General features: G+C 68.2%; 24 protein-coding genes. 10 read left to right on the top strand and 14 right to left on the bottom strand.

All coding sequences use genetic code 11. The features are described from left to right. Positions 1-16: 16 nt before the first annotated feature. Positions 17-205 carry a hypothetical protein gene (locus C5E41_RS31035; protein WP_104379252.1) on the top strand — a complete coding sequence of 63 codons (189 nt, stop codon included), beginning with the start codon at positions 17-19 and terminating at the stop codon, positions 203-205. A 435-nt stretch (positions 206-640) separates the two neighbouring features. Here the strand turns inward: C5E41_RS31035 and C5E41_RS31030 are convergent, their stop codons facing one another. After that, entirely contained in the window at positions 641-931 is a 291-nt protein-coding gene (locus C5E41_RS31030) for a hypothetical protein (protein WP_104379251.1), read from the bottom strand. 145 nt (positions 932-1,076) lie between these two features. Between C5E41_RS31030 and C5E41_RS31025 the strand changes: the two genes are divergently transcribed. Further along, on the top strand, positions 1,077-2,423 hold the full coding sequence (locus C5E41_RS31025; protein WP_104379250.1) for a phosphatase PAP2 family protein: 1,347 nt from the start codon (positions 1,077-1,079) through the stop codon (positions 2,421-2,423). Between the two features lie 9 nt (positions 2,424-2,432). On the opposite strand, the gene mnhG is transcribed toward C5E41_RS31025, so the two are convergent. The 11 genes from mnhG to C5E41_RS30970 form a co-directional block, all read right to left on the bottom strand. Continuing rightward, on the bottom strand, positions 2,433-2,789 hold the full coding sequence (gene mnhG / locus C5E41_RS31020; RefSeq protein ID WP_030516579.1) for a monovalent cation/H(+) antiporter subunit G: 357 nt from the start codon (positions 2,787-2,789) through the stop codon (positions 2,433-2,435). Continuing rightward, complete coding sequence (locus C5E41_RS31015) at positions 2,786-3,046, bottom strand: monovalent cation/H+ antiporter complex subunit F (protein WP_063015226.1); 261 nt, start codon at positions 3,044-3,046, stop codon at positions 2,786-2,788. The genes mnhG and C5E41_RS31015 overlap by 4 nt, the downstream gene beginning before the upstream one ends. A gap of 70 nt (positions 3,047-3,116) precedes the next feature. Further along, positions 3,117-3,632, bottom strand: a complete 516-nt coding sequence (locus tag C5E41_RS31010) for a Na+/H+ antiporter subunit E (RefSeq protein ID WP_104379249.1) — start codon at positions 3,630-3,632, stop codon at positions 3,117-3,119. Then, a complete protein-coding gene (locus tag C5E41_RS31005) occupies positions 3,629-5,245 on the bottom strand; it encodes a Na+/H+ antiporter subunit D (RefSeq protein WP_104379248.1) in 1,617 nt (538 codons plus the stop codon). The genes C5E41_RS31010 and C5E41_RS31005 overlap by 4 nt, the downstream gene beginning before the upstream one ends. After that, the gene (locus tag C5E41_RS31000) at positions 5,242-5,625 is read right to left on the bottom strand and encodes a Na(+)/H(+) antiporter subunit C (protein WP_063015225.1); all 384 of its coding nucleotides are present in this window, start codon (positions 5,623-5,625) and stop codon (positions 5,242-5,244) included. Before C5E41_RS31000 ends, C5E41_RS31005 begins: the two co-directional genes overlap by 4 nt. Then, the gene (locus tag C5E41_RS30995; RefSeq protein ID WP_104379247.1) at positions 5,622-8,465 is read right to left on the bottom strand and encodes a Na+/H+ antiporter subunit A; all 2,844 of its coding nucleotides are present in this window, start codon (positions 8,463-8,465) and stop codon (positions 5,622-5,624) included. Before C5E41_RS30995 ends, C5E41_RS31000 begins: the two co-directional genes overlap by 4 nt. A 119-nt stretch (positions 8,466-8,584) precedes the next feature. Further along, complete coding sequence (locus C5E41_RS30990) at positions 8,585-9,895, bottom strand: hypothetical protein (RefSeq protein WP_104379246.1); 1,311 nt, start codon at positions 9,893-9,895, stop codon at positions 8,585-8,587. Positions 9,896-9,975: 80 nt separating this feature from the next. After that, positions 9,976-12,192: an AAA family ATPase gene (locus C5E41_RS30985; RefSeq protein WP_104379245.1), complete on the bottom strand. Its 2,217-nt coding sequence runs from the start codon at positions 12,190-12,192 to the stop codon at positions 9,976-9,978. 71 nt (positions 12,193-12,263) lie between these two features. Further along, positions 12,264-13,172, bottom strand: a complete 909-nt coding sequence (locus C5E41_RS30980; RefSeq protein WP_104379244.1) for a CDP-alcohol phosphatidyltransferase family protein — start codon at positions 13,170-13,172, stop codon at positions 12,264-12,266. Then, on the bottom strand, positions 13,169-13,888 hold the full coding sequence (locus tag C5E41_RS30975) for a phosphatidylserine decarboxylase (RefSeq protein WP_104379264.1): 720 nt from the start codon (positions 13,886-13,888) through the stop codon (positions 13,169-13,171). The genes C5E41_RS30980 and C5E41_RS30975 overlap by 4 nt, the downstream gene beginning before the upstream one ends. Positions 13,889-14,012: 124 nt before the next feature. Next, positions 14,013-14,285: a GlsB/YeaQ/YmgE family stress response membrane protein gene (locus tag C5E41_RS30970; RefSeq protein WP_104379243.1), complete on the bottom strand. Its 273-nt coding sequence runs from the start codon at positions 14,283-14,285 to the stop codon at positions 14,013-14,015. Between the two features lie 319 nt (positions 14,286-14,604). Here C5E41_RS30970 and C5E41_RS30965 point away from each other — a divergent pair, with 319 nt between their 5' ends. After that, the gene (locus C5E41_RS30965) at positions 14,605-15,633 is read left to right on the top strand and encodes a beta-ketoacyl-ACP synthase III (protein WP_104379242.1); all 1,029 of its coding nucleotides are present in this window, start codon (positions 14,605-14,607) and stop codon (positions 15,631-15,633) included. A gap of 37 nt (positions 15,634-15,670) precedes the next feature. Here the strand turns inward: C5E41_RS30965 and C5E41_RS30960 are convergent, their stop codons facing one another. Continuing rightward, complete coding sequence (locus tag C5E41_RS30960) at positions 15,671-16,360, bottom strand: SIMPL domain-containing protein (protein ID WP_104379241.1); 690 nt, start codon at positions 16,358-16,360, stop codon at positions 15,671-15,673. 51 nt (positions 16,361-16,411) lie between these two features. Next, positions 16,412-16,861, bottom strand: a complete 450-nt coding sequence (locus C5E41_RS30955; RefSeq protein ID WP_104379240.1) for an SRPBCC family protein — start codon at positions 16,859-16,861, stop codon at positions 16,412-16,414. A 247-nt stretch (positions 16,862-17,108) separates the two neighbouring features. Here C5E41_RS30955 and C5E41_RS30950 point away from each other — a divergent pair, with 247 nt between their 5' ends. From C5E41_RS30950 to C5E41_RS30920, 7 genes are all read left to right on the top strand, one after another. Then, on the top strand, positions 17,109-17,309 hold the full coding sequence (locus C5E41_RS30950; RefSeq protein ID WP_104379239.1) for a hypothetical protein: 201 nt from the start codon (positions 17,109-17,111) through the stop codon (positions 17,307-17,309). A 64-nt stretch (positions 17,310-17,373) separates the two neighbouring features. Further along, entirely contained in the window at positions 17,374-19,047 is a 1,674-nt protein-coding gene (locus C5E41_RS30945) for an FAD-dependent oxidoreductase (RefSeq protein WP_104379238.1), read from the top strand. Between the two features lie 9 nt (positions 19,048-19,056). Further along, on the top strand, positions 19,057-20,544 hold the full coding sequence (locus tag C5E41_RS30940) for an ATP-binding protein (RefSeq protein WP_104379237.1): 1,488 nt from the start codon (positions 19,057-19,059) through the stop codon (positions 20,542-20,544). 145 nt (positions 20,545-20,689) lie between these two features. Further along, entirely contained in the window at positions 20,690-21,121 is a 432-nt protein-coding gene (locus C5E41_RS30935; RefSeq protein ID WP_258081375.1) for a hypothetical protein, read from the top strand. A 116-nt stretch (positions 21,122-21,237) separates the two neighbouring features. Next, positions 21,238-21,504 (top strand): hypothetical protein, encoded by a 267-nt coding sequence (locus C5E41_RS30930; RefSeq protein WP_104379236.1) that lies wholly within the window; start codon positions 21,238-21,240, stop codon positions 21,502-21,504. Positions 21,505-21,546: 42 nt separating this feature from the next. Next, a complete protein-coding gene (locus C5E41_RS30925; protein WP_104379235.1) occupies positions 21,547-22,452 on the top strand; it encodes an RNA polymerase sigma-70 factor in 906 nt (301 codons plus the stop codon). 82 nt (positions 22,453-22,534) lie between these two features. Next, complete coding sequence (locus C5E41_RS30920; RefSeq protein ID WP_104379234.1) at positions 22,535-23,629, top strand: NAD(P)/FAD-dependent oxidoreductase; 1,095 nt, start codon at positions 22,535-22,537, stop codon at positions 23,627-23,629. The last annotated feature ends 798 nt before the right edge of the window (positions 23,630-24,427 follow it).

Raw genomic sequence — 24,427 nt, 5'->3', positions numbered from 1 at the left:
TCGCCGAACGGCCGCGGTGACCGACACCGCATCGGCGCGCTACCGCAAGCTGGTCTGGAAATACACAGGGATGGGCCTGAACTCGTTCGCTCCCGACCTGGCATCCGCGCGGCGCCGACTGCCCGTGGCCTCGAACCTGTTCCCGAACAGCACGTTTCGGGTGGAAGAGCGATTATTCGCACCCAATCGCCGTCACCCTGCATGAAAAGTGTCGGTGCGACCAGCTCGGCCGCTCGATGGCAATCAGCGCCGCCACCGCGCCCCGTCGCTCCACCCGATCAGATGAGCACCGCGCAGCGCCATGGCGTCCAGCCACGCTTCCGTATCCTCGGCCATCGCCGCATAGGTGTTCGGGCCGGGCACATCGGCGGTCCGGCCGTGTCCGCGCCGCTCCGGGACATACCCGATAGTGTCGAGCCAGCTCGCCCACCTGCTGTCCCCACGATTCGGCCGTCTCGAGCCCACCGTGTAACAACACCACCGGCTCACCGTCGCCGTGCACCTCGTAGTAGGTCCGCAACCCGCCCGCGTCGATGTATTCACCCATGCGTGCGGTCTGGCCCGAGGACCCGCGTGCGTCTCGCGCCTGCCCGGCATGCGACGTATCTCACCGGTTCGGCACCACGGCAACGACTTTCGGTCAGCGGTGGAATTCGCGCCAGGCCTTCTGCGTGTCGGTGAGCCTCGGGCGGGGCGTGCGGTGACGGAAGAAGTTCACCACCATCGTCACCGGAACGATGAACGCGTGAAAGAAGATCAGGTACGAGCCGCCGTCGAAGAGAAAGGCGAGGTAGAAGGCGTAGCCGAGGAAGATGCCGCCGAAGATGCCGTTGAACGATCGTGACGCGCTGCTCTGCCCCTGCTTCACCGACGCCATGGCGATCATGACGATCCCGCTGATCGCGAGCAGTGCGACATACCAAGTGAACATGGCTCGAACTCTGGCAGCGCGACCCTGGTAATCGCTTACGGAAAGGTTCTCGCGGGGGCCGCCGCGACAATGGCGCAGATCACATCCGTCGCCGACGTTTCCGCTGTGCGAGGGGCGGCGTTCATCGCCTGTTTACGATGATCGGGTGCTGCTCGATGATCCGCGTTCCGACTTGGGTGACGCTCGCCGGGGCCGGTTCCGGAACCGGTCGCCGCATCACGCGGCCTGGGTGCTGGTCACCGCGGTGCCGGCGCTGCTGATCGTGCTGCAGTTAGTGGCCGTGCGCAACAACTTCGAAGGCCCGCTGCACAGCCTCTGGGAGGATTTCGCCGGGACACCCAAATCGGTCTCCGTGCCGTGGGCGGGGCTGGCACTGGCGCTAGTCGGGTTGTCGTGGCGGTGGCGGTTCATCACCGTGGGCGTGGCGGTGATCGTCGATGCCGTCTGTGCGTCGATCCGGGTGCTGCTCGGCGGTGCGCTGACGATCGGCAACGGTGCGGTCATCGCCCTCACCGCAGTGGTGCTGATCGCCTGGCTCGGCTGGGAGGGTGCGGCCAAACGCAACGCCCTGCGCGCGGCGGCGCTGGGATCGCTGCTGATCATCGCCACCAAGGTCGGTGACGTGTGGCTGCATTTCACGGTGGTGGCCGGCCCGCAGGTCCGAGACCGCTATCTGGTGCTGGCCGATCACGCCTTCGGTGAGCCCGCATGGGTGATGGGCCGGGTGATCGACGCCCTGGGACCGGTGGTCTACGGCGTATTGCATTGGGTCTACATCGAATTGCCGGTGGCCGCGATGGTGGTGGCGGTCTGGCAGCTGCGCAAGGTGGTGCGCACCGGGGTGTGGCCCCGGCACTATCTGGTACGCACCTTCCTGGTGCTGGGCCTGGTCGGCCCGGTGATCTACCTGATCTTCCCGGTGGTCGGGCCGATGTTCGCCTATGGACCGGACGGGCACGGTCTGCAGGTCGGCGACTATTGGCCACACCACGTGCCACCCATCGACTATCACCCGAAGCCCATGCCATTCGACCGGTACACGCCGCGCAACTGCATGCCCTCGATGCACACCGCCTGGGCGACCGCGGTTTTCCTGCACACCCGCCGCGACAACGACGGTGCGCCGGCACCGCGCTGGGTGCGCTGGGCCGGGACGTTCTGGTTGCTCTCGACGCTGTCGGCCACCCTCGGTTTCGGCTATCACTACGGCGCCGACCTGCTGGCGGGTGCGGTGCTGGCGCTGACCGTCGAATCGGCGTTGCGCGCCCCCGAGCGCGGCTGGGACCGGGCGCGCGCACTTCTGGTCGCCGCCGGATTCACGCTGCTGGCCGGCTTGCTGCTCGCCTATCGCTATCTGGCGGTGTGGATGGCCGACTATCCGCTGCCCGCCGGGATCATCGCGCTCGGTCTGTTCGCCGGATTCGTGTCGGCGTTCTATCGCACCTGGTTCGCGCGCACAGCCGCGGACGTGCACGAACCGGTCGCGGTGTAGCGGGTTCGGTCAGTCGTCGGGAAGGTCCTCGTCACCCATCTCGTTGATCAGCAGCAGTCCGTCGCGGTGGCGCTGCTCCCGATAGGCCGTCCGGCCGACCAGATGGGCGATGGCCGGCGCGGTGACGAGCGTGAACAGGCCGACGAGCACCAACATCCAGACGTTGGGATGGCCGCGCAGCTGGATCGCCGAACCGATCAGTATCAGAACCAGGCCGACGACCTGAGGTTTCGTCGCGGCGTGCATGCGCGAGAGGGTGTCGGGGAAGCGCACGATCGCGACCGCCGCCGTGGCGGCGAGGAACGCCCCGAGCAGGATGGTCGCGTACGACAACCAGATCAGCGCGGTATGGAAGATGCCGCTCATTTGTCGTCCCGCACCCGGAAACGCGTGACCGCGGCCGATCCCAGGAAGCCGACCAGCGACAGCGCGACGATGCCCGGCACCACGGTGGTGTCGTCGCTGTAGGCCGCCCACACCGCCAATCCCGCGGCGGCGATGCCGACCAGCGAATCGATGCCGACGACTCGGTCCAGGGTGCCGGGACCGGCCAGCACCCGGAAGGAAGTGAAAGCCGCGGCGGTCGCCAGGAGTATGCCCGCCACGATCGCGACAAAGGTCATGAACCTACCTCCTGTGATTCGCGGGACCCCCGCCTCCGGTCGGCAGCGCGAGCCGCTGCGCGATGGTCGCTCACGCCGCCTCCTGTTTGTTGCCTTCGAAGGACCTGATCAGCAGGCCTTCCAACCGGCGGGTGATGTAGTAGAACTTCTCGACCGCGTCGTCGCTGCCGACATCGAGTACGTGCACCCACGCGGCCCCGGCCACCCGATCCAGTTCCAGCACCATCGTGCCGGGGATCAGATTGAGCACATCGGCGCACAGCACCATCACCAGATCCGAGTCGATCGCGAGCCGCACTCGCAGCACTCCCGAGACCGGCGCACCGGCGGGCCGCACCGCGAACCACGCGATCTGAAGACTGGATTCGATCGCGTAATAGGCGATGAGCACGACCAATTCGAGCAGCGGCAGCACCCGCAACCCGCCGTTCACCGGAACTCGCGGCAGCGGCAGCAGCACCATGATCAGGATGCCGACCACCAGTCCGGCGAGCAGATTGGCGACGCTGGCATTACCCCACAGCGCGGTGTAGACGACGGCCAGCCAGATCAGCACGCCGATGCGAACCAGTCGTTCCCGCGTCATCGGTTTCCTCCCGACTGCCACGTCTCCGGCGGGCCGAGCACGGTGTCCAGATAGCGGTGCGGATCGTTGAGATCTTCGGCCGCGCGTTGGCAGATGCCCAGGATCGGCCCGGCGAATACCGTGAGCGTGAGCGCGACCACGATCAACGCCGCCGTCGGAGCCACCATCAGCCGGGGCATGCGGCCGGGGTCGACGCGGTCGTCGAACAACACATCGGTGGATTCGTCGATCAGCGCAGACGGGGCGGCATCGGCCAGTTCACCCTCCGGGGCCTGGACGCGCGGGCGCCAGAACGCCTTACTCCACACCCGCGCCATGACGTACAGCGTGAGCAGGCTGGTCGTCACCGCGCCGGCGATGAGCATCCAGGCCAGCACGCTCCCGTCGGCGGCGCCCGCCTGCAACAGCCGCACCTTGCCGATATATCCGGAAAACGGCGGAATACCACCGAGATTGAGCGCCGGAATGCCGAACAGCAGGGCCAGCGCCGGACTCGCCGCCAGCAATCCGCCCAATCGGCTCAGCGACGCCGATCCGGCCTGCCGCTCGATCAGCCCCACCACCAGGAACAGCGTGGTCTGGACCAGAATGTGGTGCGCCACGTAGAAAACCGTTCCGGTGGTGCCGCCGACGGAATTCAGCCCGACCCCGAACATCAGATAGCCGATATGGCTGACCAGGGTGAACGACAGCAGACGTTTGATATCGCTCTGCGCGATCGCACCGAGGATGCCGATCACCATGGTGAGCAGACCGCACACCAGCAGCACGTTGTCGAAGGTGCCGGCCGGCAGCAGCAGGGCGTGCACCCGGATGATCGCGTACACACCGACTTTCGTCAGCAAACCCGCGAAGACCGCGGTGACGGGTGCGGGCGCGGTGGGATACGAATCCGGCAGCCAGTTCGACAGCGGGAACACCGCGGCCTTGATGCCGAAAGCCACCAGCAGCACCGCGCAGATCGCACTGCGCACGCCCAGCGGCACCGTGCCCATCCGCACCGACATATCGGCCAGATTCAGGGTGCCGGTCGCCGCGTACGCCAGTGCGATGCCGGTGAGGAAGATCAGCGATGACACCATCGACACCATCACATACGACACCCCGGCCCGGACCCGGTCGGCGCTCGCGCCCAGCGTGAGCAGGACGAACGACGCGGCCAGCAGCACCTCGAATCCGACGAACAGATTGAACAGGTCACCGGCCAGGAAGGCGAGCGAAACACCCGCGCTCAGAATCAGATACGTCGGCTGGAAGATCGAGGTGGGCTGGCGTTCGGTGCCGTCGCTGATACCCTGCCCGACCGCGAAGATCAACACCGCGAGCAGCACGATCGACGACACCAGCAGCATGCCGGCCGAGAGCCGGTCGACCACCAGCGTGATGCCGATCGGCGTCTCCCAGCGGCCGACCTGCACTGCCCCCATGCCGTCGCGGTCGGCCAGATACAGCAGCACCCCGGAGATCGCGACCACCACGGTCAGCGCCGCGATCGAAATCGCCTGCTGCACACGCGCTTTGCGACCCATGATCAGGGTCGAGGCCGCGGTGAGCAACGGAATCAGCACCGGGAGCGGGCAGAGGGCGGGTAGCAGACCGGGGGACAGGCTCATTGTTCGGGATCCTCGCCCTCGCGCTGCGCGGCGACCTTCACGTCCTCGGGGTCGTCCTCGACCTGCTCCGTGGTGGTCAGCGCGAAGGCCCGATAGGCCAGAGCGAGAACGAATGCCGCCAAACCCATCGTGATGACGATCGAGGTAAGGATCATCGCCTGCGCGAGCGGATCGGCCGGATCGTGATGTCGCCGGTCCGACTCGCCGAGTATCGGCGGCCGTCCGTCCGGACCGCTCATGGTGAGGATCAGCAGGTTCACCGCATTGCCGAACAGGATCAACCCCAGCAGCATCTTCGACACCGCGCGTTCGAGCACCAGATACACCCCGCAGGCGACCATGATCCCGATCAGGGCCAGCATGGTGATATTCGCGCTCACCGCATCCTTCCCTTCGTCGAAGACGTTGTGCCCTCCAGGAATTCGATATCGAGGCGGGCGCCGAGACTGCGCAGCACGTCCAGTACCAGACCCACCACGATCAGGTACACGCCCAGGTCGAACAGCATCGCGGTGACGAATTTGACATGCCCGAGCAACGGCAGGGTGACTTCGATGATGGCCGAGGAGAGAGGTGGCGCGCCCAGCAACAGCGATCCGGTCGCGGTGCCCGCCGACAGCACCAGCCCGGCGCCCAGCACATGTCCGGCGTCGACCGGCAGCGCCTCGGCCAGTTCGTAGCGACCACCGGCCAGATAGCGCAGGACCAGGGCCAATCCGGCGGTGAGACCGCCCGCGAAGCCGCCGCCCGGCGCATTGTGTCCGGAGAAGAAGAAATACACCGACAGCACCATGATGGTGGGGAACAGCATCCGGGTGGTCATCGCCATCACCATCGACCGGTCCCGCGGGGCGACCAGCGGACCGGCGCGCAACCAGTAGGCCCGGTCCGGATCGGGGGTGTAGCCGGGGGCGTCGGAGACGCGCGGCAGGGTGCCGAACCGGCGGCTGCGGAACATCAGCGAGGCGACACCGGTGGCCGCGACCACCAGGACCGAGATCTCGCCGAGGGTGTCCCACGCCCGGATGTCGACGAGCAGAACGTTCACCGCGTTCTTGCCGCCGCCGAAACTGTATGCGGCGGGCGGGATTCGATGCCAGATCGGATCGGTGCTGCGGGCCGCGGTGGCGAAGGCCGCCACGATCACCACCGCCGCTCCGACCGCCGCGGACAGGATGGCGCGGCGTACCTTCAGGGCGGCGGTGCGGCTGGGTTCGATCTCGGCGGAGAACTTCCGCAGCACCAGCACGAAGATCACCAACGTCAGTGTCTCGACAAGGAACTGGGTGAGGGCGAGATCCGGCGCGCCGTGCAGGGCGAAGATCACACCGCAGCCGTAGCCGGTGACCCCGACCAGCAGTACGCTGGCGAGCCGGTTGCGCATGACGGTGGCGCCCAGGGCCATCGCGGCCATCACCAACGCGATCACCAGCTGGAGTGAGGAATCCCACGCCCGCACCGAGATGCGCGAACGCGCGCCGATGAACAACAGCACCAACGGCAGCGCCACGACCGTGGTCAGGATCAGCCCCTGATTCAGCGGCAGCGAACCACGCTGGGTGGCACCGGTCATCCGCAGTGACAGCTGATCCATCGCGCGCAGTACGGCGTCGTAGACCCGGTCGGCGTTGCCGAGGCGCGGATTCACCGATTCGCCGATCCGGTCGCGGATCTCGAACAGCACCAGACCACAGGCGATGGCGATCAGGGTGAGGGTGAGCGGAGTGCCCCAGCCGTGCCACAGCCCCAGATGCGACTCCAGCGGCCCGAGTGTGCGGGCGTAGGGCGAGAGCAGCCGGTCCATCCAGGGCGAGGCGAGACCGGCGGCCAGCGAGGCCACGGCCAGCACGGCCGGCGGCGCGACGAACAGCGCACTCGGGCGATGCCAGGGCGGCTCCGGCTCGGGCACATCCTCGGCGGTGGCACGTTTCGTACCGAACGCGCCCCAGACCATGCGCGCGCTGTAGCCGACGGTGAACATCGACCCGAGCACGATGCCGATAACGACGGCGATCCGAACCGATGGGCTCAGATTGCCCGCGTCGAGTTCGGCGGCGAAAGCGCTTTCCTTTGCGACGAAACCGAACAGCGGCGGAATCGCGGCCATGCTCAGCGCGGCGAGCGCCGCGACCGCGCACAGGACCGGGGCGCGCCGCCCGATGCCGGAGAGCCGGCGCAGATCGCGGGTGCCGGCGCTGTGATCGATGATGCCGACCACCATGAACAGACATCCCTTGAACAGCGCGTGCGCGACCAGCAACGCCGCACCGGCCAGCGCCGCCTCCGGTGTTCCCGTGCCGACCAGCACCAGCAGGAATCCGAGCTGGCTCACGGTGCCGAAGGCGAGCACCAGTTTCAGGTCGTAGACCTGCAGCGAGCGCAGACCGGCCAGCAGCATCGACAGGATGCCCAGGGTCAGCACGATCGGATGCCACACCGGGGCCTCGGACAGGCCCGGGGCGAGTCGCGCCACCAGGTAGATACCGGCCTTCACCATCGCGGCGGCGTGCAGATAGGCGCTCACCGGGGTGGGTGCGATCATCGCACCGGGCAGCCAGAAGTGCAGTGGCACGATCGCCGATTTGCTCAACGCGCCGATCAGAATCAGCACCACCGCGACGTTGGTCGACCAGTCGTGCGGGTCGGCCCGGGCCACCACATCGGAGAGCAGGTAGCTGCCGCAGCGCTGTCCGAGCAGCACCAGGCCGACCAGCATCGCCAACCCGCCCGCGGCCGTGACCAGCAGCGCCTGCAGGGCCGCACGGCGGCCCGTGCTCTGCTCGGCATGATGGCCCACCAGCAGGAACGACAGCACCGTGGTGAGTTCCCAGAAGGTGAACAGCACCAGCATGTTGTCGCTGACGACCAACCCGAACATGGCCCCGGCGAAGGCCACCAGATAGCCGGCGAAGATACCCAGGCGGGCTCGGTCGTCGTCGTCGAAATATTCGGCGCAATAGGCCAATACCAGCGCACCCACGCCCAGGACCAGCACCGCCATGATGGAGGCGAGACTGTCCAGACGCAGATCCAGATTCATGTGGATCTCCGGCGCCCAGGTGATCCGGACCTCCGCGCCGCTGTTCCAGTTCGCGAGCACCCACACGAGCCCGGCCAGTGGTGCCAGCGCGATCGGGTAGAAACCGCGTCTTCCCCATACGCGCACAGCGAGCGGTGCGAGCAGGGCGGCGCAAGCATGGGCTAGCAGGATGGCGAGCAAACGTCACTCCGTCGGTCGGCGGCGGGGTGGTGGCGTCCCGATCCTACTGATGAATCCGGGCTTCTGTGGTCACGGCCGGATCCGGCGCGGTCCGGAGCGCGACCTTCCAGAGGCAATGGCTATATATCGGCTACCGATTCGGTGGTCGTCGGCTTGCGCCAATAGCGCAGGGCGAGCAGGCCCGCCGCGCAGCCGGCGGTGATGCCCAGTGCGGTCCAAAACGGCGCGGGCGAGGCCATCGACGGAGTCGGACACAGGTACCACCCGCCGAGATCCGAGACACACTGCTGCCTGCCGAGACGGTCGTGCAGCGCGGTGATCACCGACGGCACGAACACGATCGCCACACCCAGCACGCGGGTCGGGTTGTAGCGTGGTGCCGCACTGCCGAAGCTGTAGCCGGCCAGCACCGCGAGCAGCCCGCTCAACACCGCGGCCTGCACGCCACCGCCGATCCGATGTCCGGTGACCAACACGCAGTACAGCGCCATCGCGGCCAGCGCCACGACCGCGAGCATCGGCATCGGGCGCCGGAAACCAGCGATCAAACCCAGCGCGATCAGCAGCACCAAGGGGGCGACCGACCATATCGGAAGGCGGGCCGGAATCAGCGCGCCGCCGACCGCGGCCAGAGCGACCGCCAGCAGGATCAGCACACCGTCGCGCCGGGGCAGCAGAACCGCCGCCACCACGGCCGCGGCCACCGTCAGTACCGCGGCGGTGACGATATGTCCCGTGCTCTCGGCGTGGCGCGCAAGCCATTCCGCGCCGAACACCTCGACGATCACGAAAACCAGTCCCGCGACGATCGGCGCCATCGGTAATTCGACCGAGCGGCGCTCCACGGTGTCCTGGTTGCGATTGACGACCATGCCGACGATCACGAGGACGAGTGTGATCATGATCAACCACAGCGGCGGCAGCGTTGTCGTCGACCATCCCGGCGCGCTCATCACTCCGTCCCGCACAGTGCCCTTCGAGGTCGAACCGAGCTGGCCGAAGACCACTGCCGCGAGGGCGCCCAGGGTCCAGCCGAACACCTGCAGCCAGCCGCGCAGCACCGCGACCGCGATTCCGCCCAGCAGAATTCCGCCCGCCAGCGCCTCCAGATAATTCAGCGTGGCCGGCGCGATGCTCCGGTCGCCGCTCTCGGCCAGCAGATGAGCCAGGAACATGGTCGTCACCCCGCACAGCGCCGTGCCCCAGGCGACCAGCGCATGGTTGACGGTGGTGGCGAAGACGGCCACGACCAGGGCCACGATGGCGCCCACGGCGATGGCCCGCGGCTGGCTGGCGGCGAGCATATCCAGTTGCAGCACCGAGGTCTGCGAGGTCCAACGGAAGCCGTTGGGCAGCAGCAACGACAGCCCGGCGACCAGGGTGGCCAGGGCCGCCGTGATCATCTCCAGAACCGCGTGGCGCGTGCGCACCAGCCGAAAATACCTGCGAACCGGGTGGAACCGGGGCAGACCTGCCGGATCGGGCGCGCCGGTCGGAGGCGCGCGGCGAATCAGAGTGTCGCGCGCTTGCCGGCGTACTGCCGCAGTGCTTCGACCTGATCGGCGTCGAGCGAGGGCCGCACACTGCCGCGGGCCGTCGCCACATCCGCGCCGCCGATGGCGGCGGCATCCACATCACGGCGCATCGCGGCCATCGCGGCCTCGCGGAGAAGTGCCGCGCAGTCGGCCGCCGAGTAGCCGTCCAGGTCCGCGGCCAGTGCGGCAAGGTCCACATCGTCGCTCAGCGGCACGGAACGGCTCGCGGTGCGCAGGATTTCGGCGCGGGCCGCGGCATCCGGCGGCGGGACGAAGACCAGCCGCTCCAGCCGGCCCGGACGCAGCAGCGCGGAGTCGATCAACTCGGGCCGGTTGGTGGCGCCGACCACCACCACATCGCGCAGCGGTTCCACCCCGTCCAGTTCGGTGAGCAGCGCCGCGACCACACGGTCGCCGACGCCCGAGTCCGTGCTCTGGCCGCGTCGCGGGGCGAGGGCGTCGATCTCGTCGAGGAAGATCAGCGACGGGGCGGAATCACGGGCACGCTGGAACAGTTCGCGTACCGCGCGCTCGGAGGAGCCGACCCATTTGTCCATCAATTCGGCACCCTTGACGGTATGCACGCTGAGTTGCCCACTCCCGGCCAGCGCGCGCACCAGGAAGGTCTTACCGCAGCCCGGCGGTCCGTACAGCAGCACCCCGCGTGGCGGGTCGATACCCAGGCGCGCAAACGAATCCGGATGCCGCAGCGGCCACAGCACCGCCTCGGTGAGCGCCTGTTTGGTCTCGGTCATATCGCCGACGTCGTCGAGGCTCAGGCTGCCGATCGCGAGTTCCTCCGTACCCGAACGTGAGAGCGGCCGGATCACCTCCAGCGCGCCGACCAGATCCGCCTGGGTCAACGTCGGATCGGCGTGATCGCGGCTGGCCCGCGAGGCCGCCCGCAGCGCCGCCTCCCGGCACAACGCCGCGAGATCCGATGCCACGAATCCCGGTGTGCGCGAGGCGATCTCGTCGATATCGAGATCCTCGGTCGGTACTTTGCGCAACAGTTGTTGCAGCAGTTCCACGCGGACCGCGGCGGTCGGCAGCGTCAGCGCCACTTCGCGATCACAGAGATCGGGCGCGCGCAGCCGGCTGTCGACCGCGGTGGGATGAGAGGTGGTGGCCAGGAAGGCCACTCCGGCAGTGGCCACCGCGGCGCGCAGCTGATCGAGAATGAGCGTCGCCACCGGCTCCGGCTGCTCGGGAAGCAGGGCGTCGATATCGGTGATCAGCAGGACTCCGCCTGCGCCGGAGCAGACTTCCGAGACCGCGAGCCCCACCTCGCGCAACCGGGTGCCGCTCTCGGATGCGCCGGCGGTCGGTCCGTCCAGTTCCACGATGCGCCGTGGTGTGGACACCGCGCGTGCCAGTGTCGCCTTGCCGGCGCCGGCGGGCCCGGTGATCAGCACGCCCAGATGCGGCGGGGCGCCGAGGGTCCGCAGCAGTTCCGGTTCGTCGAGCGCCAGGCTCAGCCATTCCGACAGTTTCGCCGCGGGCGCGCGCACGCCGGCCAGATCCGCCACCGGGACGGCCGAGGGACGCTCCCGCACCAGCATCCGGCTGCCGGGACGATTCGGCGCCAGCGCGCTCCGGGGATCGTGGGAGGCGTCGGCCGCCGGGGCCGCGGCACCCCACACCACCGCGCTGTTGGGCTGCACGCTGACCGGGCCGCCGGTGGGATCGGTGGTGGTCACGGTCAGCAGTTCGGAGGTCCAGGCGATCGCGAAGGTGCGCGACAGCGCTTGTGTCGCGGCGGCGGAGCTGGTGCCCGGCCCCAGATCGCGGGGCAGCAGCGACACCGCGTCACCCACGGTGACGACCTTGCCGAGCAGCGCCTGCCGCAGCGTGGATTCCGCGATCGCGCCCATCGCCGCAGCCGAGCCGGTCACCGAGATGTGCCGGGCCCCGTATACCGTCACCGGGGCCACGACGACCGCGCCGTCCTCCCGCACCCCGGCATTGGACAGCGTCACGTCGTCGAGCAGGGCGATTCCGGCGGGTGTATCGGCGGGCGCCCGGCCGACCACCGCGGCCGTGCGCCGGGAGCCGATCACGCTGATCCCGTCCCACTCCCGCAATCCGAGGGCCGCGAGCGCTTCGGAATGCAAGCGGACCACGCCCCGGCGGGCGTCGGCGGCCGAGCGGTTGAGTCGGGCGGTCAGCGACAATTCAGGCACGTCTGCCATTGTGCCCGCGGCACGGTAGCGGCCGTGTGTGCCCGCGGCAGGTGGCGGCCGGGTGGATCGAGCTCCCCGGCTCAGCGCGCGCCCGGCCGGCGCAGCCGCAACCGCGCAGACGATTCGCGAATTCCCGGCGGCCGCCGCAGCCGCAGCCGGGCGCCCTCGCCGATCGGCGGCATCCGCCGGGCCGCACGACGCTGCGCGCGGCGTTCGGCGGGTTTGTGATGCCAGGTCTCCGGCCGTGCCGCCACCCAGCGCTGCGAGCGCCACGCGAACGGAATGTGCACCAGGTACAGCCCGATCAGCACCATCAGCAGGATCAGCGGATAGGTGACCAGGGCGGCCGCGGCCAGCGCGACCAGCACCAGCAGCAGTGCCGCCGCCTGCGGCGCCACCGACACCGACTTCATCGCCAGCGTGGGGATCGTGCTGACGGCGAGCAGCGCCGCGACGACCGTCCACGCCGCCACCACCGGGAAGTTGTTCCACCACCCCTCGCCGAACTGGCTGTGCAGCGCGATCGGCAGCAGCGCGATCAACGCCGCCGCCGGCGCGGGAACGCCGGTGAAGTATTCGCGTTCCCAGTCGGGCCGGGTGTCGTCGTCCATGATCGTGTTGAACCGGGCCAGCCGCAGCACGATGCTCACCGCGTAGATCAGCGCGATGATCCAGCCCGCGCTGTCCTGGCGCAGGAAGGTCACGTACAGCACCAGGGCCGGTGCGACGCCGAAGGAGATGGCATCGGCGAGCGAATCCAGTTCGGCGCCGATCTTGGTGGTGGCCGACAGCATCCGGGCCAGCCGGCCGTCAAGGGTGTCGAGGACGGCGGCCGCGCCGATCATCGCCAGGGCGATGTCGAGGGAGCCGTCGAGTGCGAATTTCACCGCCGACAGTCCGGCACACAGCGCCAGGATCGTCACGATGCTCGGCAGCAGGCGGATCGTGCGGCGGCGGCGACCCGGTTCGGTCACGGTGTTCTCGATCATGGCAGCAGTTCGGCCAGCACCGTTTCCGCGCCGATCGTGCGCTGTCCGGGCTCGACCAGCAGCCGGGTGCCGGCCGGGAAGTAGGTGTCGACCCGCGACCCGAACCGGATCAGACCGTAGGTCTCGCCGATGCTCAACGCGTCGCCGACCTTGGCCTCGCAAACGATGCGCCGCGCCAGCAGTCCGGCGATCTGCACGACCGTCACCAGCTGACCGGAGGCGGTCTCGAGCACCATGCTGTTGCGCTCGTTCACCGAACTGGCCTCCGGCAGATCCGCCGAGCGGAATTGGCCGCGCTGGTAGGCGATGGTGCGCACGGTGCCCGAGACCGGGGTGCGCTGCACGTGCACGTCGAGCACCGAGAGGAAGATGCTCACCCGGGGCAGCGGGGTGTCGCCCAGATTCAGCTCGGCCGGCGGCACCGCGGTGTCGACGAGTGCGATCTCACCGTCGGCCGGGGCGACGACGATATTCGCCCGATTCGGCGGCACCCGGTGCGGATGCCGGAAGAAGGCCGCCGAGGCCGCGGCCGCGGTCAGCCCGGCGCGGCGCAGCCAGCGCCGGCGCCGTCCGCCCAGGACCGCCACCGCCAGCGGCGCGGCCACGAAGGGCAGGCCTGCGGGATGCAGCGGCGGAATCGCTGCTTTGACCAGGTCGGCGACATGACCGAGCCCGGTACGTTCGGACGTACCGGGCGGGGTGGGGCGGCGGGCCACGGACTCCTCTTTCGTGCGCGGATGACAGTCGGTCCGCGGAGCTTCCGGGACCGCGCTCACACCTTACGGGACACCGCATCACCATGGCGTGGTCCCGATCGGGCGTACTCGCCGCCGCGTCCGATCAGTGCGCGGCTTTGCGCCCCGTGGCCAGCCGCACCAGCCACAGCAGAATCACCGCTCCCCCCAGGCAGGTGAGGAAGCTGAAGAAGAATCCGCCGCTGTGCACGTCGACGCCGAACAGCCGCAGGATGAAACCGCCGATCAGGCCGCCGATCACACCCACGACGATATTGAGCAGGATGCCTTGCTGGGCGTCGGTGCCCATGATCTTGCTGGCGATCCAGCCCGCCAAGCCGCCGATGATGATCCAGCCGATGATTCCGAGACCGAGCATGGTGTCCTCCAGGGAAACTCGTCGGAAATTGCCGTCTTCGTCTCGCCACGGTTCGGTATCGGAACCAGTCTGCGAGCCGGTTCTGCACGAATCGATTGTGACAATACCCACCCTGGGGATTAGCATTCCTATTAATATGAGGGGGCCTCATGTCTACGCGCACGTAGCACTCGGACGCGTCGGTGGAACCGTCGGTTCGCGAACCACGAGCGCGCTGGCCCTCGAGGCCCGATGAAGGAACGTTCGATAGCGGGTGGCGCCCGGACCGGGGCCAGTTTCCGGTTCTCCGGCCCGCCGGCAGGTACATAGGAGATGCGCGATGGCTGCTCGACTCGCCCAAGTCACCGGGGTGGAGCACACGGCGATGCTCGGGCTCGGTGTGTACCGCCCCGCCCGGGTCGTGACCAATGAGGAAGTCGCCGGACCGATCGATTCCAGCGACGAATGGATTCGCACCCGCTCGGGCATCCGGACCAGGCGCTTCGCCTCCGAATCCGAAACCATCATCGGCATGAGCGCCGCCGCGGCGCGCGATGCCATCGCCGCCGCGGGAATCACCGCCGAGCAGGTCGACTGCGTCATCGTCGCGACCTCGACCTGGCTGCTGCTCACCCCAGCGGCCGCTCCGCAGATCGCCACCGAGCTCGGGATGAACAATCCGGCCGCATTCGACATCTCCGCCGGGTGCGCGGGCTTCTGCCATGCGCTGGGCCTGGCCTCGGATCTGGTCAAGGGCGGCACCGCGGGCCACGTGCTGGTGATCGGCGTCGAGCGGCTCACGGACACGTTCAATCCGGCCGACCGCGGCACCGCCTTCCTGTTCGCCGACGGCGCGGGTGCCGTGATCGTCGGCCCGTCCGACGAGCCGGGCATCGGTCCCACCGTCTGGGGTTCGGACGGCGAACAGCATCACGCCATCCGCCAGGACAAGGACTGGATGGAGTTCTTCCGCGAGATCGAGGAAAAGGGAACCGACGCGGTCCGCCCGTACCTGGCGATGGAGGGCACCGCGGTCTTCCGCTGGGCCGCCCATTCGCTGAAGAAGGTCTGCCTGGACGCGATCGAGCGGGCCGGCCTCACCCTCGGCGATATCGATGCGATGGTTCCGCACCAGGCCAACGGCCGCATCATCGAGATCATGGCGCGCGAGTTGAAGCTGTCGGCCAACTGCGCACTGGCCAACGACATCGAGGAGACCGGCAACACCTCGGCCGCCTCGGTTCCGCTGGCCATGGAGGCCATGCTGCGGTCGGGCGAGAGCAAACCCGGTGCGGCGGCGTTGCTGGTCGCCTTCGGCGCGGGCCTGTCCTACGCCGCGCAGGTGGCGAAACTGCCCAACTGGCAGTAGCCGAGTCGAACGTGCGCGCGCCTCCGGCCGGCGCGCGTCAGCCCATGGTCCAGGTGACCGTCACCGTGAAGGTCACCGTCTGCTGACCGGGTTCCAAAGGTACGTCCGGAGTAGCGAATTGAGACTTGGCCTGCGGCGGTGTCGATTCCCCGCTGCTGGCCTCGTTGATGGTCTTCACGTCCTTCAACTTCAGGCCCGACAGCACCGCGTACTGGTTGGCGCGCGCCTTGGCATCGGCGAAGGCGCCGGCCCGGGCGTCGGCCAGCAGTTTCGAATTGTCGTCGAGCGCGAACGAGACGCCGCGGATGCGGGTGTCGTTCCCGCCGGCCTGCACCGCCGACGCCAGTACGGCCGAGGCCTTGGGCAGATCGCGGACCACGACGTGCACGGTGTTGGTCGCGGTGTAGCCGGTGACGTTGTGGTCGGGACCGTACTGTGGCTGCACCGACACATCGGTGGTCCGGATGTCCTCGCGTGTGGCGCCCGCGGTCACCATCGCGTCGGTGATCGCCTTGGCCTTGCCGTTGGCGTTCGCGATGGCGGTGGACACATCGGGCGCGGTCACTTCGACACCCACGTCGGCGTTCAGGGTGTCCGGCGCTCCCCGCACCTGACCGGTACCGACCACCGTCACCTCGCGCGAGGTCCCCGAATCCGAACTGCCACAACCGCTCAGCAGCACGGCGGCTCCCGCGAGCACCGCCAAAACGCCCATCTTCCGTCGCATACCGGGCAAATTACGCGGTCGAACCCGCCTGCGCGCGAAGGGCGCGCCGAGTCAGCGCTCGGCCGCGACCTTGATCTTGCCGAGGGTTTCGTTCATCCCCGCGACCAGATCGGCCTCGAACTGCTGCTCGCCGCCGAGGAGTGCGTCGATCATCAACCGCACCGGTTTGCGCACCCCGTTCGGCACGTCGCGGCGCTCGGTCACCCGGGTGCCCGCGGCGGTGGGTTCGAGGGTGTAGCTCCACACCGTGCCGTTCTCGTTCATCCGGAATGCGAATGCCTGATCGGGCTCGTAACGCACGATGCGTGAGGTGGTCGGGTAGTACTTGCGGCCGACCTTGTTGAGATTCACCGTCCACGTGCCGGCGCGCGGCGTGCCCAGCGGAATCATCTTCAACGTGGTGGGGCTGAATTCCGGCATCCGCCCGAGATCGGAGACGACTGCCCACACCTTGTCCGGCGTGGCGGAGATGTCGATCGTGGCTTCCAGGGGGTTCGGCAACGCTGCCTCCGAGATCGTGACGGGCGTGGTTATGACAGTCGGTAACGGCAATCCTAGACGTGGCAACCGGACGCGCGACCCTGTGGGGGAGACCACTTTTCCATTGAAGATCAGCTAGGTCACATTCTGATGTGATCCGTTTCGCCGGCCGTAATAACCGACGCACAATGGCGGATAGGCAACTACGGCAGGCAACGAAGCATTCGACCGGAGCACGCGCTTCTACGTCCCTGTGAGGTGATCGGCCGTGAACATTCGCGCCATTCTCCATCGTCGGCAGGCGGAATCGGTTCCGTTACTTCCCGATTCGGAATCCGGGCCGTCGGTGGTCGCCCCCTTCCGCAATCACGGCCGGCGGTCGCGCCGCAATCTGGCCGAGCGGGAGGAAAGGCTCGAACGGCTGCTGACGCCGAGCGAACTCGATCTCGTCGAGCATCGCCTGGTGTGATCGATGTGGTGCCCGTAGCGAACATCCTCGGCAACTCGCCGCCGGGGCGCTCATACTTTTCGATGTGACTTCACCAGCTGCCGTCAAACCGGTAATTCTCAGTGTCGACGACGACCCGGGTGTCTCCCGGGCCGTGGTGCGCGACCTGCGGCGGCGATACGGAGCCGACTATCGCATCATGCGCGCGGAATCCGGTGCTTCGGCACTCGACGTGCTGCGCGAACTCACATTGCGCGGCCAGCCGGTCGCGGTACTGATCGCCGATTATCGAATGCCGGGTATGGATGGCATCCAATTCCTGGAGAATGCGATCGATCTACACCCACATGCGCGCCGGGTGCTGCTGACCGCGTATGCCGATACCAGTGCCGCCATCGACGCGATCAATGTGGTCGATCTCGACCACTATCTGCTCAAACCCTGGGATCCGCCGGAAGAGAAGCTGTATCCGGTGGTCGACGCGCTGCTGGAAGCGTGGCGCGGTGACGACCGCCGCCCGGTGCACGAGACGAAGGTGATCGGGCACCGCTGGTCGGCGCGCAGTTCCGAGGTGCGGGAATTCCTGGCCCGCAATCAGCTGCCGTACCGGTGGTACCTCGCCGACGATCCCGAGGGGCAACGCCTGCTCGAGGCCGCCGGCGCCGATGCCGAGCAGTGCCCCGTGGTGATCGATCCGAGCGGCAATGTGCTGCTGTCCCCGTCGGACAGCGAACTCGCCGGCTGCGTCGGCCTGAGCACCGATCCGAGTGGTGAGTTCTACGACCTGATCGTGGTCGGCGGCGGCCCCGCCGGACTCGGTGCGGCTGTGTACGGCGCCTCCGAGGGTCTGCGCACGGTCCTGGTCGAGCGGACCGCCACCGGCGGGCAGGCCGGGCAGAGTTCCCGGATCGAGAATTACCTGGGCTTCCCCGACGGGCTTTCGGGCGCCCAGCTGGCCGATCGGGCGCGGCGCCAGGCGGTGAAATTCGGCGCCGAGCTGATCACCGCCCGCGAGGTGGTCGGCTTGGAGGTGTGCGGTTCCGCGCGGCGGGTGCTCTTTTCCGACGGCTCCTGCGTCAGCGCCCACTCGGTCCTCATCGCCACCGGGGTCAACTACCGTCACCACCCCGCGCCCGGCGTGGACGATTTCACCGGTCGCGGCGTCTACTACGGCTCGGCGATGACCGAGGCGGCCGACTGCGCCGAACGCGAGGTCTACATCGTCGGCGGGGCGAATTCGGCCGGGCAGGCCGCGGTCTTCCTGTCCCGGCATGCCTGTACGGTGCACATCCTGGTGCGCGGCAGTTCGCTGGACCAGTCGATGTCGCACTATCTGATCCAGCAGATCGAGGCCGTGCCGAATATCAAGGTGCACACCAACACCGAGGTGATAGCCGCCGACGGCAGCGATCATCTGGAACGAATCGTGTTGCGCAACAACGCGACCGGTGCCGAGGACAAGGTCGACGCCGAACGGCTGTTCCTGTTCATCGGCGCGGCGCCGGAAACGGATTGGCTGGACGGACTCGTCGTCCGCGACGAATTCGGCTACGTCCTGGCCGGACCGGATCTGATGGTCGACGGTTCGCGGCCGCCGGGCTGGGAACTGCCCCGCCCGCCCCATCATCTCGAAACCAGCATCCCGGGCGTCTTCGTCGCCGGCGATGTGCGCTCCGAATCGGCGAAGCGGGTCGCGTCCGCGGTCGGCGAGGGTGCGATGGCGGTCATGCTGGTCCACCGATACCTCGCCAAACAATAGGAGGCGCACGTGAGCGACGACAACCGCACGGTCACCGGCTCCCGGACTCTGTGCGATCCCGCGGAACTGCGCACCCTGTTCCTGTTCGAGAAGCTCGACGACGAACAGCTGGCCTGGCTCTGCCGGGAGGGCCGGGTCGAATACTTCGAGCCGGGCCCGGTCTACCACGAGGGCGAGCCCGCGACCCGCTTCTACGTCCTGATGGATGGTGAGGTCGTGCTCTCGAAGCTGTCGGCCGGCGAAAATCTCGAACTCGTCCGTACCGACCACCGCGGCTCGTATGCCGGCGCGTGGACGGCGTATATGGGTGAGCGAGCCGAACAGAACTACACCGGCTCGCTGATGGTGACGAAGCCGTCGAAGTTCTTCGTCCTGGACGCGGAAACCTTCGCCCGGATGATGCAGGAATGGTTCCCGATGGCCCTGCATCTGCTGGAGGGCGCGTTCTTCGGCAACCGCAATACCAACGAGATCATCGGCCGGCGGGAACGACTGCTGGCGCTGGGTTCGCTGTCGGCCGGTCTCACCCACGAGCTGAACAATCCCGCGGCGGCCGCGGTGCGGGCCACCTCCGCGCTGCGAGATCGGGTCGCCGGTATGCGGCACAAGCTGAAGATGATGGCGCACGGCACGTTCGACTCCGCCGCGCTCGAGGCGCTGGTGCAGCTCCAGGAGGAGGCCGCCACCCAGGTGGCCAAGGCTCCGACCCTCACCGCGATGGAGGCCGCCGACCGCGAGGACGAGCTCGGTGACTGGCTCGCCGATCACGGCATCGCCAACGGATGGGATCTCGCCCCGAACTTCGTTCAGGCCGGCTTCGACGTCGACTGGCTGGAGAAGGTCGCGGGCACTCTCGAACACTGCGACGACGGAGTCTTCGAGGGCGCGATCCGCTGGCTGAACTACACCGTCGAAACCGAATTGCTGATGAACGAGATCACCGATTCGACCGGGCGCATCTCCTCGCTCGTCCATGCGGCCAAGCAGTATTCGCAGATGGACCGGGCTCCGTTCCAGGTGGTCGACATTCACGAACTACTCGACAGCACGCTGGTGATGCTGGCCCGCAAGATCGGCGATGGCATCTCCGTGGTCAAGGAATACGACCGCGCACTGCCCGAGGTCCCTTGCTACGCAGCGGAATTGAACCAGGTGTGGACCAACCTCATCGACAACGCGGTGGCTGCGATGAACGGATCCGGCACGCTGACGGTGCGTACGTATCGAGAAAACGACTGTGCCGCAGTCGAGATCGGCGATACCGGGCAGGGAGTGCCGGAGGAGTTGCGGGATCGGATCTTCGAGCCCTTCTTCACCACGAAACCGGTCGGTGAGGGCACCGGACTCGGCCTCGACATCTCGTTCCGCATCGTGGTGAACAAACATGGTGGCGATATCCGGGTGGAGTCCACGCCGGGCGACACCCGATTCATCGTGCGGTTGCCGCTGGAGGCGGCCGCCGGACGTGGTTCGGCCGCCGCTGCGGCCGAATCGTAAGGGCGCCAATTAGATCCGGCCCCCACCGCGAGGCCGGGGTTTTCAACGGCCGATGTGGCCGGTACGCTGCGAGCCGCGCCGGGGGCATCCGGCGCGCGCCGGAGGAGATCCGGCGTTGCCGGACCACTCGGGGGTTACGCACGAGATGAAACGACTGACCGTGACGGCGGTCGCGCTGGGCGCGCTGACCATCGGCCTCACCGGCTGCGGCGGCGACGACCATTCGTCCACCGATGCCAACGGCCTGCGCAGAAACGGCTCGGCCGTCGCGACCTCGGCCCCGGCCCCGGCGTCGTCTACCGCCCCCGCACCGGCGACGCCCACCGAGACTCCCGGCACCACCGCGCATCCGGAGAACTCGGGACTGGGTCCGGCCTCACAGACCACCTGCGGCGAGTTCCGCACACTCGATATCGAAGGTGAAAAGTCCCTGATGGACCGCATTTTGGCGGAGAACCCCGGCTCGAAGTTCGACGGCAGCCCGAATGTGGCGCTGGGGACCGCGAAACTGGTGTGCCTGTCCAAGAGTGAGGCCGACAAGCCCGTCGCGGTTGCCATCGGGATGGTCACGCAATAGCCTCGGGCCCGGCGTGTGCTGGGCTTTTCAGTAATCCATACGAGATCGGCAAGTGCTGTGCCGCACCGTGTTCGCATGCGCCGCGGCAGTCGCGGCGCCCGAGCCGGGGAGATCTCGTGAACAAGTTCGTCGTCGCCGCGTTGTCATCGGCTGCCCTCGCCGTCACCGTGACGGCCTGCGCCCACGACGATGCGAAGACCTGCTGCGCCGCACCCGCGAGTTCTCTCACCGCGACCGCGACACCCGCCGGCGACGGATCGGGCCTGCGTCGCAACACTTCGCCGAGTCCGGCGCCGCCGCCGACCAGCGAGCCCCGGCTGCCCCACATCACGCTGCCGCACATCACCTGGCCGAAACACGACCCGGGTGCCGCCGGCGAGTAACCTCGCCCTCGAATACCGGGCCTGCACTGGAGGGCGGAGCGGATGGACGACACGGGTCTGGCCGAATTCCAACGCCATCGTTCCCGCCTGTTCGCGCTCGCCTATCGCATGCTCGGCTCGGCGAGCGAGGCCGAAGACGCCGTTCAGGAGACCTATCTGCGCTGGGAGGCCACCGAGCGCGCCGAGATCCGGTCCGCCGAGGCCTGGCTGACCACGGTCGTGGTGAATCTGTGCCGGAGCTGGCTGGAGTCGGCGCGCACACGCCGCGAAACCTATGTCGGCCCCTGGCTGCCCGAACCGGTGCCGACCGGTGGGGGTGAGCTCGGGCCGATGGAATCCGCCGAGCAGCGCGAACTCGTCTCGCTGGCAATGCTGACGCTGCTGGAACGGTTGTCGCCCGCCGAGCGGGCCGTTTTCGTCCTGCGCGAGGCCTTCGGTTACGCCCACCGCGAGATCGCCGACATGCTCGAGCTGTCGGAGGCGAATTCGCAGCAGCTCTACCGGCGTGCCCGCACGCACGTCCGCAGTGAACACACCCGGTTCGACGCCGAACCCGCCCGCGCCCGGGAACTGTTCCAGCGCTTCCTCGTGGCCGCCCGCGCCGGCGATATCGCTGCCCTGGAACAGATGTTCACCGCCGATATCGTCTCGGTCGCCGACGGTGGCGGCAAGATGAGCGCGGCCCGCCGGCCCGTGGTCGGGGCGGCCCGGGTGGCGCGCTATCTGGCCGGTCTGTTCCACCGCGAGGTCGAGGACCTCGAACTGAGCATCGAGGAGGTCAACGGCGCACCGGCCGCCGTGGCCCGGGTCCGCGGTGACCTGCTGTTGATCGGCGCGGCCGACGTGGAGGGCGAGCGGATCTCGGCGATCCGAATCCTGGTGAATCCCGACAAACTCGCGTACTTCGGTCGCTTCCCGGCGCCGGCGGAGGCCGATCGCCTCGGGTAGTGATGCGGAACACAACTGTTCGTTGTCAGGGGTCGGCGGGCTGTCCGGTCTGAAGGGTGTCGGCCTCGAAAAGGAGTCACCCATGAACGCACATCACACCGCATCCCACCGAATCCTCGTGCTGGGCGCCGGCTATGCCGGCCTGGCCGCGGCGGGCAGACTCTGCAAGTCCCGCGGCGCGCGGATCACGGTCGTGGACAGCCGTGCGGAAATGGTCGAGCGGGTGCGGCTGCATCAGCTCGCCGCCGGGCAGACGATCGCGCGCCGGGATCTGCGGACCATGCTGGAACGCAGGGGCGCCCATTTCGTCCGCGGCTGGGCTACCGCGATAGATACTGCGGCGCAGGAGGTTTCGCTGTCGGACGGTTCGGTGCTGGGTTACGACACGCTGGTGTACACCCTCGGCAGTGCCGCGGATACCGACAGCGTTGCGGGCGTGCGGGACCACGCCCATCCGGTCGCGACACTCGAGGACATCGCCGCGCTGCCACCGCTGCGCGGCCGCGTCGCGGTGGTCGGCGGCGGCGCGACCGGCATCGAGACCGCGGCCGAACTCGCCGAATCACATCCGGAACTGTCGGTGGCGCTGGTGAGTTCGGAGCAGCCGGGCTATTGGCTCTCCGACCGCGCGCAGCGGCATATCGCCGCCACCCTGGAGCGGCTCGGTGTCGAGGTGCACGCCGGTGCCAAGGTCGTCGAGGTCGCGGCGGCCGGCGCGTGGCTCGCCGACGGTGGCCGTATCGACGCCGAAACGGTGTTGTGGACAACAGGTTTCACTGCCAGTGACCTGGCCGCCCGCGCCGGGCTGGCGGTCGATGCGCGCGGTCGCGTCCTGGTGGATGCCACGTTGCGCACCTCGGACCCGCATGTCTATGCCGCCGGCGATTGCGCCGCGATCACCGGACCGGGCGGCCGCGAATTGCGGATGGCCTGTGCGACGGCGTTGCCGACCGGATCCCACGCCGCGCGGTCGGCGCTCGCGCGGATGCGCGGTGCGGAGCCGGACGATCTTCGTTTCCGCTACCTCCTGCAGTGCATCAGTCTCGGGCGTCGTGACGCGGTGGTGCAGTTCGTCCACGCCGACGACGCCCCGACGCCGCGTGCCCTGACCGGCCGTCCGGCCGCGGTGGTGAAGGAGATGATCGTGCGCGGCGCGTCGATGCAGGCGCGCCCCTGAAGCGTCGTCAACTAATGGTTGACTATGACATGCAAGTCAACCTAGGGTTGACGTATGACCGAACGTATTCGCCTCGACGATCTGATCGAAGGCATCAAACGCGCCCGGCCCGACGACGTCCTGGAACAACTGTCCGACGCCGTCCTCGTCGCCGGGCATATGAGCGAGGTGGCCGATCATCTGATCGGCCACTTCGTCGACCAGGCCCGCCGCTCGGGCGCCTCCTGGACCGATATCGGCCAGAGTATGGGCGTCTCCAAACAAGCCGCGCAGAAGCGTTTCGTGCCGAAACCGGGTGATCCCGCGATGGACCCGAACGCCGGGTTCGCGCGCTTCACGCCCCGCGCGCGCAATGTGGTGATGGCGTCCATGGAGGAGGCCCGGCGCGCCGGCAACGCGGAAATCCGGCCCGAACATCTGGTGCTCGGACTGCTCGGTGAGCCGGGCGCGCTGGCCGCGCATGCCATCGTCGCCACGGGGGTCTCGCTGGATGCGGTGCGCCGGGTGGCGACGGCGGCGCTGCCGGCGGCCGTGGACGAGGTTCCCGCCCTCATTCCGTACACCGCGAGTGCCCGCAAGACGCTGGAGTTGACCTTCCGTGAGGCGCTTCGGCTCGGCCACAACTACATCGGCACCGAACACCTCCTGCTCGCGCTGCTCGAGCAGGAGGACGGCAGCGGCGTGCTGTCGGGGCTGGGCTTGACCAAGACGGATATCGAACGCGATCTCGTCGCCCAACTCGCCCAGTTCATGCCGCCGAATCCGGTGGATGCACCTGTCTCTTATACACATCTCCGA

The sequence above is a fragment of the Nocardia nova genome (assembly GCF_002933465.1).
Classification (GTDB): Bacteria; Actinomycetota; Actinomycetes; order Mycobacteriales; family Mycobacteriaceae; genus Nocardia; species Nocardia nova_B.
The sequence above is the reverse complement of the archived record's forward strand: the minus strand, read 5'-3'. Positions and strand labels throughout refer to the sequence as shown.